The 13,552-nt window shown below is 73.9% G+C and carries 11 protein-coding genes and 1 riboswitch; of the genes, 9 read left to right on the plus strand and 2 right to left on the minus strand.

Going from position 1 to position 13,552, the window contains the following annotated elements; all coding sequences use genetic code 11:
• The first annotated feature begins 231 nt into the window (after positions 1-231).
• A complete protein-coding gene (locus ACFWBW_RS08645; RefSeq protein WP_385369710.1) occupies positions 232-1,122 on the plus strand; it encodes a neutral zinc metallopeptidase in 891 nt (296 codons plus the stop codon).
• Between the two features lie 70 nt (positions 1,123-1,192).
• Entirely contained in the window at positions 1,193-1,588 is a 396-nt protein-coding gene (locus ACFWBW_RS08650; protein ID WP_385369712.1) for a VOC family protein, read from the plus strand.
• A 51-nt stretch (positions 1,589-1,639) separates the two neighbouring features.
• On the opposite strand, the gene ACFWBW_RS08655 is transcribed toward ACFWBW_RS08650, so the two are convergent.
• Together ACFWBW_RS08655 and ACFWBW_RS08660 are read right to left on the minus strand one after the other, a co-directional pair.
• Positions 1,640-3,082 carry a hypothetical protein gene (locus ACFWBW_RS08655; protein ID WP_385369714.1) on the minus strand — a complete coding sequence of 481 codons (1,443 nt, stop codon included), beginning with the start codon at positions 3,080-3,082 and terminating at the stop codon, positions 1,640-1,642.
• Between the two features lie 166 nt (positions 3,083-3,248).
• Entirely contained in the window at positions 3,249-4,391 is a 1,143-nt protein-coding gene (locus ACFWBW_RS08660) for an alpha/beta hydrolase family protein (protein ID WP_385369716.1), read from the minus strand.
• 321 nt (positions 4,392-4,712) lie between these two features.
• On the opposite strand from ACFWBW_RS08660, the gene ACFWBW_RS08665 reads away from it, so the two are divergent.
• From ACFWBW_RS08665 to ACFWBW_RS08695, 7 genes are all read left to right on the plus strand, one after another.
• Complete coding sequence (locus tag ACFWBW_RS08665; RefSeq protein ID WP_385369717.1) at positions 4,713-5,984, plus strand: anion permease; 1,272 nt, start codon at positions 4,713-4,715, stop codon at positions 5,982-5,984.
• Positions 5,985-6,012: 28 nt separating this feature from the next.
• Positions 6,013-6,234, plus strand: a complete 222-nt coding sequence (locus ACFWBW_RS08670) for a hypothetical protein (RefSeq protein WP_243338472.1) — start codon at positions 6,013-6,015, stop codon at positions 6,232-6,234.
• A 163-nt stretch (positions 6,235-6,397) separates the two neighbouring features.
• Positions 6,398-6,488: riboswitch (cobalamin riboswitch) on the plus strand.
• 58 nt (positions 6,489-6,546) lie between these two features.
• The gene (locus tag ACFWBW_RS08675) at positions 6,547-7,524 is read left to right on the plus strand and encodes a cobalamin biosynthesis protein (RefSeq protein ID WP_385369719.1); all 978 of its coding nucleotides are present in this window, start codon (positions 6,547-6,549) and stop codon (positions 7,522-7,524) included.
• Entirely contained in the window at positions 7,521-9,107 is a 1,587-nt protein-coding gene (locus ACFWBW_RS08680; RefSeq protein WP_385369721.1) for a cobyric acid synthase, read from the plus strand. The genes ACFWBW_RS08675 and ACFWBW_RS08680 overlap by 4 nt, the downstream gene beginning before the upstream one ends.
• A gap of 235 nt (positions 9,108-9,342) precedes the next feature.
• The gene (locus ACFWBW_RS08685; RefSeq protein WP_385369723.1) at positions 9,343-11,454 is read left to right on the plus strand and encodes a putative cobaltochelatase; all 2,112 of its coding nucleotides are present in this window, start codon (positions 9,343-9,345) and stop codon (positions 11,452-11,454) included.
• Positions 11,454-12,053 (plus strand): cob(I)yrinic acid a,c-diamide adenosyltransferase, encoded by a 600-nt coding sequence (gene cobO, locus ACFWBW_RS08690; RefSeq protein WP_243338462.1) that lies wholly within the window; start codon positions 11,454-11,456, stop codon positions 12,051-12,053. The genes ACFWBW_RS08685 and cobO overlap by 1 nt, the downstream gene beginning before the upstream one ends.
• The gene (locus tag ACFWBW_RS08695) at positions 12,047-13,534 is read left to right on the plus strand and encodes a cobyrinate a,c-diamide synthase (RefSeq protein ID WP_385369726.1); all 1,488 of its coding nucleotides are present in this window, start codon (positions 12,047-12,049) and stop codon (positions 13,532-13,534) included. Before cobO ends, ACFWBW_RS08695 begins: the two co-directional genes overlap by 7 nt.
• The last annotated feature ends 18 nt before the right edge of the window (positions 13,535-13,552 follow it).

Genomic DNA, 13,552 nt, shown 5'->3' on the forward strand with positions numbered 1-13,552 from the left:
ACGCCGCTAATCCGCGAGGAGATTTGCCATGGGAGTCATTCTACCGGGGGTGCGCAACTACTTTCGGGCCCGCCCGCCCCTCCCGGGACCGGCGCCGCTCCCGCCCCCGCGTCCCCCGTTCGGCCCACGGAACACGCCTCCCGGTCGGGGGGCGTATGAGGATGAACGGGTTGATACTCGCCGCAGGGGCGTACTCGTACCCCCCTTGGTAGGAATGGAGGGCGGTGCGGGATGCAGTTCGACGACAACGCCAATCTGGACACTTCCGAGGTCAAGGACGTACGCGGCAGCCGCATCCCGGGCGGGAAGGCCACGATCGGCGGCGGCATCATCGGTTTCATCGCGCTGATCATGGGTCTGCTGTTCGGGGTGGGCCCGGAGCAGCTGGGCCTGTCCGACGGAAGCCCCGAGCCCGCGTCGACCTCCTCCTCCGTCGCGCAGGTGCAGCAGAGCTGCAAGACCGGCGCGGACGCGAACGCCAAGGAGGACTGCCGGCTGGTGGCGGTGATCAACAGCACCCAGGACTTCTGGAAGCAGGAGTTCGCCAGGCGCGGCGCCCAGTACAGCCCGGCGCAGACGGTGTTCTTCACCGGAAAGGTGGGCACCGCCTGCGGGGCGGCCACCTCGGCGGTCGGCCCCTTCTACTGCCCCGGTGACCGGCAGGTCTATCTGGACCTGGGCTTCTTCAACGAGCTCCGCACCAAGTTCGGCGCGAGCGGCGGCCCCTTCGCCCAGGCGTACGTGGTGGCCCACGAGTACGGCCACCACATCCAGAACCTGACCGGCACCCTGCAGAAGGCCCAGGACGGCCGGCAGGGCGCGAACAGCAATGCGGTACGGGTCGAGCTGCAGGCCGACTGCTACGCCGGGGTCTGGGCCCACAACGCGACGAAGACCCCGGACGAGTCCACGGGCAAGCCCCTGATCACCAGCCTCACGGACCAGGACATCAAGGACGGCCTGGACGCGGCGGCCGCGGTCGGCGACGACCGGATCCAGGAGAAGTTCCAGGGCCGGGTGTCCCCGGAGTCCTGGACGCACGGCTCGGCCGAGCAGCGCCAGCAGTGGTTCTACCAGGGCTACCGCACGGGCGACATGGCCCAGTGCAACACCTTCCGCTGAGTGTCGGCGGCGCCTGTCATGCTGTGACGTGGATCACCATCCGCCCACGGCACGAGAGGGAGTGATCGCCATGGCAGGCGTTCCGTCCATCTGTCCGACCCTGCTGTACACCGACGCCAAGGCCGCCATCCACCTGATCACGGAGGCCTTCGGCTTCACCCAGGTCGCGGCGTACGAGGGCGAGGACGGCGCGGTGGCGCACGCCGAGCTGTCCTACGGGAACGGCGTGGTGATGCTCGGCAGCAAGGGCACCGGCAGCGCCTTCGACAAGGTGATGCAGGCGGCCGGCCCGACCGGGGTCTACGTGCGCGTCGACGACGTGGACGCCCACCACCGCCGGGCCGTCGAGCACGGTGTGGAGATCCTGATGGAGCCGACCGACCAGGACTACGGCTCGCGGGACTACATGGCCCGCGACGCCGAGGGCAACGTGTGGAGCTTCGGGACGTACGCGCCGCAGGTCTGAGGCCCCGCGACGCGTACTGGGGCAGGCCGGTCGCGCTGCCGCCCACGGGTACTACGCGCCGCCGGTGTGCACCTGGAACGCGGCCCGGCGCACCGCCTTGGCCAGGGCGGGATCGGGATGGGCGGCGGCCAGCGCGACCAGCACCTGCACCGTGCGGGGGTGCCCGACCGCGCGGACCTCGTCCAGCAGCCGCGGAACCGTGGTCCGCACAGCCGAGTCGAGGTGCCGGGCCAGCAGCTCGGCCTCGCCGTGGTCGGCGATGGCGGCCGCGGTGTCCACCCAGAGCCAGGTCTGCTCCTCGGCGGTGAGCACGTCCTGCGCCTCGTCGGGGTCGACCCCGTCGTGCTCGGCGAGCCAGAGCAGGGCGTAGGGGCGCAGCGCGGCTTCCCGGGAGGCCTTGCGGACCTCCGGTTCGGCGGGGGCGCCGACGACGCGCAGGGCTTCGAAGGCGAGCCCGCGCAGCAGGGCGTCCTCGCCGCGGGCCGCGAGCAGCAGCTCGGAGACCGCGTGGCCGACGGGCCGGGCGGCCAGCCAGGCCTGGTACTCGGCGCGGGCCGGGCCGGGGGTGAGCCGCGCGCAGCCGTGGAGCATGGCGGCGGCGGACTGCTCGATGTTCCCGGCGGGGCTCTGCGCGGCGACGCAGATCTGCTCCAGCTTGACCCAGACGGCCCAGCTCCCGAGCGGGGTGAGGGCGGCCCGGGCGGGGCCGAGGGTGACGGCGTCCACTGCGGCGAGCCCGCCGAGCGCCCAGCGCAGCAGCCGGGCGAGCGGGACGGGTGCCGTCGCCGGCGCGGGGCCGGCCGGGACGGAGTCGGCGTGCGGGGTCCCGGCGGCCTGCGCCGTGGACTCGTAGGGGACCTCGCACCGTTCGTCGCGCAGTTCGTCGACGCGCTGTCCGAGCAGGTCCAGCAGATCGGGGACGGTCACGGGACCGGCGGAGAGCTGGAGCAGGGAGAGCAGCTGGGGCATGGCCTCGACCACCTCGGCGACGGCCGCGGGGGCGATGTCGGCGGGGGCGGGGTGGACCAGTGACCAGGCGTCGAAGAGGGCGACCCAGCCGCGCAGGACGGCGGCGTCGTCCCGGTTCCAGGCGCGCAGGCGCCAGCCCGGGCGGGCGTGTCCGCCGTGCATCTCGATCAGCCCGGCGAGCCGGGCGCGGTCCCAGCCGACCCGGATCTGGCCCGGTGTCAGGCTCAGCTGGGCGGCGGCGCGTTCGGCTTCGGCGGCGGGCAGGGCGCCCGCCAGAGCGGGCCCGGACCCGTCGGCGGCGCCGAGGTGGAGCTCGGCCCAGCGGGCGAGCCGTACGGCGTCGGCGAGGGAGGCGCGGGCCCTGTTCGCCAGGTCGGCCGTGGCGGGCGTGCCCGCCGGAGGCCGCGGGGCGGTCCGGGTGCGCCGGTCGGTCACCGCCTTGCGGGCCGTGGCCACGGACCGCGGGGCGACGAGTCGGAGTCTGGAGTCGCGAGCCAACTGCTCATCAGGCTTTCGGGACGTCACGTGAGCAGTCTCGCCCGTCACTGGCCGAAAGCCCAAACGGAACCAGCCATTGCCACAAGGCCCCACAGGGACAGAACGGTACAACCCACCCTCCCCGCCCCGTCCGTCCCACAGTCTTCGGACAACTCGTCCGACGGCCCGTCAACCGGCCTGACCGACCGGCCCGTCACATGAAGGGGGTCAGGAAGCGGCGCAGCGCCTCTTCGTACGCGGCCGGATCGGCGTTCCACATCGCTCCGTGGGCGGCTCCGGAAACGGAGTGCAGGGTGACGAGGTCGGGGCGGGCCGCGGCGAGCCGGCGGGAGGGCCCCCAGGGGGCGAGCGTGTCGTCGGGGCCGTGGAAGATCAGTACGGGCACCTTCAGCGCGGCCGGATCCGCCCCCGGGGCCTGCCGGTCGGCCCGCAGGCCCGCGCGGCCCTCGGCGGCCCTGACCGCGAACGGGAGCAGCGGGGCCGGGGTGCGGCGGGCCGCGGCGAGGGCGCGCAGGGTGGCGTGCCAGTCCAGTACGGGCGAGTCGAGGACCAGTCCGCAGATCCGGTCGGCCAGCGCCGAGCGCTCGAGGGCGTGCAGGGCCATGGTGGCGCCGGTCGACCAGCCGTGCAGGACCACGCGGCGGGCGCCGTAGCGCAGGGCGTAACGGATGGCGGCGTCGAGATCGCGCCATTCGGACTCGCCGAGGTGGCCGAGGCCGTCCGGCGGCTCGGGGGCGCCGAGGTCTCCCCGGTACCCGAGGTCCAGGACCGGGAGCTTGTTGCGGTGGAGGAAGGGCATGACCACCATCGGGTGCTCGCGGGTGGCGCCGAGCCCGTGGACGGTGATCACCCAGGTGTCGCGGGCCGCGGGCACGAACCAGGCGGGCAGCGCGCCGAGCTCCCCGGGGACGTCCACGTCGGCGTGGTCGAGTCCGAGGGCGGCGGCGGGGTTGCCCAGGTGGACCTGGGGGGTGAGGGTGACGCGGGTTCCGGGGTCGAGGCTGCCGTGGGTGACGGCGACGAGCCGGCGCACCACGGTGTCGGGGCCGTGCGGGGCGTCAGGGAGGACGGGCCCGATCACGGCGTGCACCCCGGGCGCGGTGAGCCCGTAGGTGCCGGGTGACAGGGAGGCGAGCGAGCGGGTCAGCTCGACCCGGCCGTCCGCGGTGGAGTGGACGGTGAGCCGGGGGCTGCCGGGGAGCGGACGGCCGGGCTCGGGCCGCAGGGCCGCGTCGGCGGCGTACCGGCCGGCGAGCGCGGCGGCGGTGACGGCGGCCGCGCCGGCGCCGAGCAGGGTCGTGGTGACGGCCGCTGCCGTCGCTGTAGCGGTACGCACCGCTCCAGTGTCGAGGCGGACGGGTCGGCGGGCCACCGGAGGGAATCGTTCCGGCCGGAGGTACGGTGAGGCGCCGCGGAGGGTGATCTAGGTCTCTTCGGGGGTTCCGGGAGCGCGGAGCGCCTACCGGAAGTCCCGTCCCGAAATGTGCGGACACCCCGCTGTGACATGCATTAATCGACATATCAACGCCCTTCCCGGGACGAAGGTCCCGATCGGGTGCCGTACCGATACACCGCATGAACCCTGTCAGTTCACCTTCCGTTCATCCAGGTTGCCTACGGTCCACGAACCACTGACGTCAAACAGAAGCCTGGGTAAATGGAGCACATAACGCTTCTCCTCGGGATCGTGATCATCACCGCTCTCGTGTTCGATTTCACGAACGGTTTTCACGACACGGCCAACGCGATGGCCACCACCATCTCGACCGGCGCCCTCAAGCCCAAGACCGCGGTGGCGATGTCCGCCGTGCTCAACCTCGTCGGCGCATTCATGTCCGTGGAGGTCGCCAAGACGATCTCCAAGGGACTGGTCAACGAGGAAGGCATCCAGCCGGAGGTCATCTTCGCCGCCTTGGTCGGCGCGATCCTCTGGAACCTCGTCACCTGGCTGGTCGGACTGCCCTCCAGCTCCTCGCACGCCCTGATGGGCGGCCTGATCGGTGCGGCCGTGGCCTCCGCCGGCATGGGCGCCGTCAACGGCAGCGTCGTCGTCACCAAGGTGCTGATCCCCGCGATCGCCGCGCCGCTGGTCGCCGGCTTCGCCGCGTACCTGGCCACGAAGGTCACGTACAAGGTCGGCAAGGGCATGGGTGAGAAGACCTCGGCCAAGGGCTACCGCGCCGGTCAGATCGCCTCCGCGGGTCTCGTCTCGCTGGCGCACGGCACCAACGACGCGCAGAAGACGATGGGCATCATCACGCTGGCGCTCGTCGCCGGCGGCGCCCTCTCCCCCGGCTCCAACCCGCCGGTCTGGGTCATCGTCTCCGCCGGTCTGGCCATCGCGATGGGCACCTACCTGGGCGGCTGGCGCATCATCCGCACCATGGGCAAGGGCCTGACCGACCTGCAGCCGCAGCAGGGCTTCGCCGCCCAGACCTCGGCCGCCAGCGTCATCCTGGCCTCCTCCTCCCTCGGCTTCTCCCTCTCCACCACCCACGCGTGCTCCGGCGCCGTCATGGGTTCGGGTCTGGGACGCAAGGGCGGCGTGGTCCGCTGGTCCACCGCCACCCGCATGTTCATCGCCTGGGGCCTGACCCTCCCGGCCGCGGCCCTGGTCGCCGCCGGTGCCGAGCTGGTCATGCGCACCGGGGACATCGGCATCGCCGGCGTCACGGTCTTCCTGATCGGCTCCTGCGTCGCCATCTGGCTGATCTCCCGCCGCCAGGTCGTCGACCACACCAACGTCAACGAGGTCGCCTCGGACGCCGCCGAGGAGCCGGGTGTCGTCACCACGGCCATCGCGGCCGTCAGCGTCCCGCCGGTCACGGTCGCCGCCGGCAGCACCGCTGCGGTGACGGACGAGGAGCTCAAGGCCACCATCCCGGCCTCCGCGACGACGACCCCCGCGGCTCCGGCCGCAGCGGTCTGACCCCGAGAACGACAGAGGATTCAGCGGTATGAAGATCGACTGGGAAGCACTCGGCTCCGTCTTCGGGGTCAGCCTCTCCGCCACCGTCGTCCTGGTGACCCTGTTCACCCTGGGCCTGATGGGGCTCTCCAAGCACGAGGCCGCCACCGAGCAGGGCGGCGCCGCCACCCTGGCCCGCAGCGGTGCGTACGCCTGCTTCGCGCTCTGCGCGGCGGCCGTGGCCTACGGGATCTACCTGATCGTCGCCTGAGGCGCGGGACGGCAGCACGCACGAAAGCTCCCTCCGGGTTCGTACCGGAGGGAGCTTTCGCATGCCCCGGCCCCTCCTCCCCACCACCCCACCGCAGGTCAACGGCGAGTTGACGGGCCTTCGCGCTGCGTGGTGGACTGCCCGAGCCAATACGGCGGCATGGAGAGGAAGTCCGGTGCGAATCCGGCGCGGTCCCGCCACTGTCACCGGCGCACGCGGACCTCTGGCCGTGTGCGGCCGGGAGCCAGGAACTCTCGCCGCCGGACACGTCGAACCAGGGCGCGGACCCTGAGTGAGGACATACCTGCCACCATGCGTGCCGATCGCGTCTTCGCGTACGGCGTCACGGCGGGCCTGATCGGCGACCGGATCCTCGGGGATCCGCGCCGTGGGCACCCCGTGGCCGCCTTCGGACGAGCCGCCGCCGCCGTCGAACGCGCCCTGTGGCGCGACGACCGCGCGCGGGGCGCCCTGCACACCCTGCTGTGCGCCGGAGGCGCGGCCGCCGTCGGCGCGCTGGGCGCCCGCGCCGTGCGCTCCCGGCCCGCGGCCGCCCGTATCGCCCTCACCGCCGCCGCCACCTGGGCCGTCGTGGGCGGCACCTCGCTGGGCCGGGAGGCCCGCGCCATCGGCGGGGCGCTCGCCGCCGGGGACGCCGAAGTGGCCCGCGAGCGGCTGCCCCACCTGTGCGGGCGCGACCCGCAGGCGCTGGACGAGCAGCAGATGGCCCGCGCGGTCGTCGAATCGGTCGCCGAGAACACCTCCGACGCCGTGGTCGGCGCCCTCGTGTGGGGCGCCGTCGCGGGCGTCCCCGGGCTGCTGGCCTTCCGCGCCGTGAACACCCTGGACGCGATGGTCGGCCACAAGTCCCCCCGCCACCTGCGCTACGGCTGGGCCTCGGCCCGCCTCGACGACGTGGCCGGCTGGCCGGGCGCCCGGCTGACGGCCCTGGCCGCCGTACTGGCCGGACCCGACCGGCGGGGCGCCGTACGGGCCTGGCGCGCGGACGCCGCCAAGCACCCGAGCCCCAACGCGGGGCCCGTGGAGTCCTCCTTCGCCGGGGCGCTCGGCGTACGGCTGGGCGGGACCCTGGCGTACGCAGGCCGGGTCGAACACCGGGCCGTGCTCAACGGTGCGGCCGGGCGGCCCGTGGAGGTCGCCGACATCGAACGCGCGGTGCGGCTCTCGCGCCAGGTGACGTGGGTGGCGCTGGGGGCCTGCGTGGCCGCCCGGACGCTGGTCTCCCGGACGCTGCTCTCGCGTACTACTGGGAAGGGGCGGCGCGCATGAGCGGCGGCGCGAAGCGCGGCGGGGGTCTCCTCGTCGCCGGTACGACCTCGGACGCGGGCAAGAGCGTGGTCACGGCGGGCATCTGCCGGTGGCTGGCCCGACAGGGCGTGAAGGTGGCCCCGTTCAAGGCGCAGAACATGTCGCTGAACTCCTTCGTGACGCGGGAGGGCGCCGAGATCGGCCGGGCGCAGGCCATGCAGGCCCAGGCGGCCCGCGTGGAGCCGACCGCGCTGATGAACCCGGTGCTGCTCAAGCCCGGCAGCGACCGCAGCAGCCAGGTGGTGCTGCTGGGCAAGCCGGTGGGCGAGATGAGCGCGCGCGGTTTCTTCGGGGGGTCCGGGCCCGCGGCGCAGCCGCAGTCAGGCGCAGTGTCCCCCGGCAAGGCGCTGCACGGGGGCCGGCAGGAGCAGTTGCTCGGCATCGTCACGGACTGCCTGGAGCAGTTGCGGGGCACGTATGACGCCGTGATCTGCGAGGGGGCGGGCAGCCCGGCCGAGATCAACCTGCGCCGGACCGACATCGTGAACATGGGCATCGCGCGGGCCGCGCGGTTCCCGGTGGTCGTCGTCGGCGACATCGACCGGGGCGGGGTCTTCGCGTCCTTCTTCGGTACGACGGCCCTGCTCTCCCCCGAGGACCAGTCGCTGATCGCGGGCTACCTGGTCAACAAGTTCCGCGGCGACGTCACCCTGCTGGAACCGGGCATGGAGATGCTGCGCGGCCTCACCGGGCGGGCCACGTACGGGGTGCTCCCCTTCCAGCACGGGCTGGGCATCGACGAGGAGGACGGCCTGCGGGTCTCCCTGCGGGGCGCGATACGGGAATCCGTGGTCGCCCCGCCCGTCGGCGAGGACGTGCTGCGGGTCGCGGTCTGCGCGGTGCCGCTGATGTCCAACTTCACGGACGTCGACGCGCTGGCGGCGGAGCCGGGCGTGGTGGTGCGGTTCGTGGACCGGGCCGAGGAACTGGCCGACGCGGACCTGGTCGTCGTCCCCGGCACCCGGGGCACGGTCAAGGCCCTGGCCTGGCTGCGCGAGCGGGGCCTGGCCGACGCGCTGGCCCGGCGGGCCGCCGAGGGCCGGCCGGTCCTGGGCATCTGCGGCGGGTTCCAGGTCCTGGGCGAACACATCGAGGACGAGGTCGAGTCGAAGGCCGGCTCCGTGCCGGGGCTCGGGCTGCTTCCCGTACGGGTCCGCTTCGAGCGGGAGAAGACCCTGGCCCGGCCCGTCGGTTCGGCGCTGGGCGAGCCCGTCGAGGGCTACGAGATCCACCACGGGGTGGCCGAGGTCCTCGGCGGCACCCCCTTCCTGGACGGGTGCCGGGTCGGCGAGGTGTGGGGCACGCACTGGCACGGCTCGCTGGAGTCGGACGGCTTCCGCCGGGCGTTCCTCCGCGAGGTCGCCGCTGCGGCCGGCCGCCGCTTCGTCCCGGCCCCGGACACGTCGTTCTCCTCCCTGCGGGAGGAGCAGCTCGACCTGCTCGGCGACCTGATCGAGGAACACGCGGACACGGACGCCCTGATGCGGCTCATCGAGGGCGGCGCCCCCGCGGGCCTCCCCTTCCTCCCCCCGGGCGCGCCATGAGCGGCGCAGCCCTGCGGGGGCCGTCCCCGAGCCGCCCTTCCACCGTTCCCCGGGGCTCCGCCCCGGACCCGCTGCCGGAGGCGCTGGATCTTGGCCGGCCGGGGCTGGATTTTCGGCGGCGTCGGCCAAGTCCGGTCTCGCCGGCGTTTGAGGCGCGGGGTCTGGGGCTCCGCCCCGGCGTCACCGCCCGCCCGCGCACAACCATCCGTACACACGCCCAAGAAGGGGCCACCGCATGAGCACGCCCTACCCGTTCACCGCCCTGGTCGGCCAGACCGACCTGCGCCTCGCGCTGCTGCTCAACGCCGTGAGTCCCGCGGTCGGCGGTGTTCTCGTGCGCGGTGAGAAGGGGACCGCCAAGTCCACCGCCGTCCGCGCCCTGTCCACCCTGCTGCCGCAGGTGGACGTGGTCCCCGGCTGCCGGTTCAGCTGCGCGCCCACCGCCCCGGACCCCGTCTGCCCCGACGGCCCCCACGAACCGGGACCGGCCGCCGCCCGGCCCGCCCGCATGGTGGAGCTGCCCGTCGGCGCCTCCGAGGACCGGCTCGTCGGCGCCCTCGACATCGAACGCGCCCTCTCCGAAGGCGTGAAGGCCTTCGAGCCCGGCCTGCTGGCCGACGCGCACCGCGGGATCCTGTACGTCGACGAGGTCAACCTGCTCCACGACCACCTCATCGACCTGCTCCTCGATGCCGCCGCGATGGGCGCCTCCTACGTCGAGCGCGAGGGCGTCTCCGTACGGCACGCCGCCCGCTTCCTCCTCGTCGGCACGATGAACCCCGAGGAGGGCGAGCTGCGCCCGCAGCTGCTCGACCGGTTCGGGCTGACCGTCGAGGTCGCCGCCTCCCGTGAGCCGCTCCAGCGGGTCGAGGTGGTCCGTCGCCGGCTCGCCTACGAGGACGACCCCGCGGGCTTCGCGGGCCGCTGGTCCGGGGACGAGGAAGAGGTGCGCGCCCGGGTGGTGGCCGCGCGGGCCCTGCTCCCGCAGGTGCGCCTCGGTGACACCTCGCTGCTGCAGATCGCCGCGACCTGCGCCGGATTCGAGGTCGACGGCATGCGCGCCGACATCGTGATGGCCCGTACCGCGACCGCGCTCGCGGCGTGGGCCGGGCGGACCGAGGTGCGCAAGGAGGACGTGCGGCAGGCCGCCCTGCTGGCGCTCCCCCACCGTCGCCGCCGCAACCCCTTCGACGCGCCCGGTCTCGACGAGGAGAAGCTGGACCGGATCCTGGACGGGTTCCCGGACGAGGAGCCGGAGCCCGAGCCGGAGCCGGAGCCTGAGGGGCCGGGCGAGGGTCCGCAGGACGACGGCCCGGACGGCGGCGGCCCCGACGGCGGGGGCGGCGTACCCCCGCAGGGCTCCGGACCGGAGGCTCCCGAGCCCGAGACCGAGCCGGAGACCCCCGACGCCCCCGCGCAGCAGCCCGAGACGCAGCCTTCCGCCCAGGAGAACGAGGCGGCGGCCGGTCCCGCCGAGCAGGCCCCCGTACGGGCCGCCGAGCCGTTCCGCACCAAGATGCTCAGCGTCCCGGGTCTCGGCGAGGGCGCGTCGGGCCGGCGTTCGCGCGCCCGCACCGCGCACGGCCGCACCACCGGCGCCCAGCGCCCCCGCGGCCAGCTGACCAAGCTGCACCTGGCGGCCACCGTCCACGCCGCCGCCCCGCACCAGAAGGCGCGCGGGCGCACCGGGCGCGGGCTGGTCGTCCGCAAGGACGATCTGCGGCAGGCGACCCGCGAGGGCCGCGAGGGCAACCTCGTCCTGTTCCTCGTCGACGCCTCCGGCTCCATGGCCGCCCGGCAGCGCATGAGCGCGGTCAAGGGCGCCGTGCTGTCCCTGCTGCTCGACGCCTACCAGCGCCGGGACAAGGTCGGCCTGATCACCTTCCGGGGGGCCTCGGCCGAACTGGCCCTGCCGCCCACCTCGAGCGTCGACGCCGCCGCGGCCCGGCTGGAGAACCTGCCGACCGGCGGTCGCACCCCGCTCGGCACCGGGCTGCTCAAGGCCCACGAAGTCCTGCGGATCGAGCGGCTGCGCGACCCGAGCCGGCGCCCGCTGCTCGTGGTCGTCACCGACGGGCGGGCCACCTCGGCCGGCGCCGTGGGCGGCCCGCACCATGTCACGCCGCGCGAGCTTTCCGCGCGCAGCGCCCGGCTGCTGGCGGCCGGCGGGGTCGCCTCCGTGGTCGTGGACTGCGAGTCGGGGCCGGTCCGGCTCGGGCTGGCCGGCGTACTGGCCGCCGATCTGGGCGGCCCGGTCGTCACCCTCGACGGGCTGCGGGCCGATTCGCTGGCCGGACTCGTCAAAAACGTACGTACCCCATCCCCGACCCTCAGGAGGGCCGCGTAATGCCGCAGGGACAGCCGTCCGTCGTTCCGGACGACGGACTCACGACGCGTCAGCGCCGCAACCGCCCGCTCGTCTTCGTCCACACCGGACCGGGCAAGGGCAAGTCGACGGCCGCCTTCGGTCTGGCGCTGCGCGCCTGGAACCAGGGCTGGCCGATCGGGGTGTTCCAGTTCGTCAAGTCGGCGAAGTGGAAGGTCGGCGAGGAGAACGCGCTGAAGGTGCTCGGTGCCTCCGGCGAGGGCGGCTCCGTCGTCTGGCACAAGATGGGCGAGGGCTGGTCCTGGGTCCAGCGCGACGCGCAGCTCGACAACGAGCAGGCCGCCAAGGAGGGCTGGGAGCAGGTCAAGCGCGATCTGGCCGCCGAGACGCACAAGCTGTACGTGCTGGACGAGTTCGCGTACCCGATGCACTGGGGCTGGATCGACGTCGACGAGGTCGTCGAGGTGCTGCGGAACCGTCCCGGCACCCAGCACGTGGTGATCACCGGGCGCAACGCACCCGAGAAGCTGGTGGAGTTCGCGGACCTCGTCACCGAGATGACCAAGGTCAAGCACCCGATGGACGCCGGCCAGAAGGGCCAGAAGGGCATCGAGTGGTGACCTCGTTCAACGTACCGAGACTGGTCATCGCCGCGCCCTCCTCCGGCAGCGGCAAGACCACCGTCGCGACGGGCCTGATGGCGGCCTTCTCGGAGCGCGGCCTCGCCGTGTCCCCGCACAAGGCCGGGCCCGACTACATCGACCCGGGCTACCACGCGCTGGCCACGGGCCGGCCGGGGCGCAACCTGGACGCCTTCATGTGCGGGCCCGACCTGGTGGCCCCGCTGTTCGCGCACGGGGCCGCCGGATGCGATCTGGCCGTCATCGAAGGCGTGATGGGGCTCTACGACGGGGCCGCGGGGCGGGGCGAACTGGCGTCGACGGCGCAGGTCGCGAAGCTGCTCCGGGCGCCGGTGGTACTGGTCGTCGACGCGTCCTCGCAGTCGCGGTCGGTGGCGGCGCTGGTGCACGGCTTCGCCTCCTTCGACCCGCAGGTGCGCCTCGGCGGCGTGATCCTGAACAAGGTCGGCTCCGACCGGCACGAGGTGATGCTGCGGGAGGCCCTGGAGGAGGCCGGGATGCCGGTGCTCGGCGTCCTGCGGCGGGCTCCGCAGGTGGCCGCGCCCTCGCGGCACCTGGGGCTGGTGCCGGTCGCCGAGCGGCGCCGGGATGCCCTCGACTCCGTGACGGCCCTGGCCGAACAGGTCCGCCAGGGGTGCGACCTGGAGGCCCTGATGGCGCTGGCCCGCACGGCCCCGCCGCTGGACTGCGAAGCCTGGGCTCCGGAACGGGCTTTGCTCCCCCACCCCGCCCCTTCCCGAAACCGGGCTCTGCCCGGACCTGGTCCTCAAACGCCGGACGGCTTGAACGATCCGGCCTCGCCGGCGTTTGAGGCGCGGGGTCTGGTGCGGGGTCCCAGCGGTGGCGCCGCACCCGTCATCGCCGTCGCCGGCGGGGCCGCGTTCACCTTCTCCTACGCCGAGCACGCGGAGCTGCTCACCGCTGCCGGAGCGGAGGTGGTCACCTTCGACCCCCTCCGGGACGAGGCGCTGCCCGAGGGAACCACCGGCCTGGTGATCGGCGGCGGGTTCCCCGAGGTGTACGCCCCGGAGCTGTCCGCGAACGAGCCGCTCCGCAAGGCCGTCGCCGCGTTCGCCGCGGCCGGCGGGCCAGTGGCCGCGGAGTGCGCGGGGCTGCTCTATCTGGCCCGTTCGCTGGACGGGAAGCCCATGTGCGGGGTGCTCGACGCCGACGCGCGGATGTCGGAGCGGCTCACGCTCGGCTACCGCGAGGCGGTCGCCGTCTCCGACAGCGTCCTCGCACCGGCCGGTACCCGGCTGCGCGGGCACGAGTTCCACCGGACCGTGATCGAGCCGGGCGCCGGGAGCACTCCGGCGTGGGGCTTCACGCATCCGGAACGCCGCGTCGAGGGCTTCGTGGTGGACGGTGTGCACGCCAGCTACCTGCACACGCACTGGGCGGCGGAGCCCTCCGTGGCCCTGCGCTTCGCCGAGGCAGCGGCAGCGGCAGCGCATCGGTGAACCGGAGACGCCCGGGGC

The organism is Streptomyces sp. NPDC059957 (assembly GCF_042730015.1).
In the GTDB taxonomy this organism is placed as follows: Bacteria; Actinomycetota; Actinomycetes; order Streptomycetales; family Streptomycetaceae; genus Streptomyces.

Coding starts and splice junctions, on each gene's coding strand:
- ACFWBW_RS08685 (WP_385369723.1), top strand. CDS start 9,343: ATGAGCACGCCCTACCCGTTCACCGCCCTGGTCGGCCAGACCGACCTG.
- ACFWBW_RS08675 (WP_385369719.1), top strand. CDS start 6,547: ATGCGTGCCGATCGCGTCTTCGCGTACGGCGTCACGGCGGGCCTGATC.
- ACFWBW_RS08680 (WP_385369721.1), top strand. CDS start 7,521: ATGAGCGGCGGCGCGAAGCGCGGCGGGGGTCTCCTCGTCGCCGGTACG.
- cobO (WP_243338462.1), top strand. CDS start 11,454: ATGCCGCAGGGACAGCCGTCCGTCGTTCCGGACGACGGACTCACGACG.
- ACFWBW_RS08645 (WP_385369710.1), top strand. CDS start 232: ATGCAGTTCGACGACAACGCCAATCTGGACACTTCCGAGGTCAAGGAC.
- ACFWBW_RS08665 (WP_385369717.1), top strand. CDS start 4,713: ATGGAGCACATAACGCTTCTCCTCGGGATCGTGATCATCACCGCTCTC.
- ACFWBW_RS08670 (WP_243338472.1), top strand. CDS start 6,013: ATGAAGATCGACTGGGAAGCACTCGGCTCCGTCTTCGGGGTCAGCCTC.
- ACFWBW_RS08650 (WP_385369712.1), top strand. CDS start 1,193: ATGGCAGGCGTTCCGTCCATCTGTCCGACCCTGCTGTACACCGACGCC.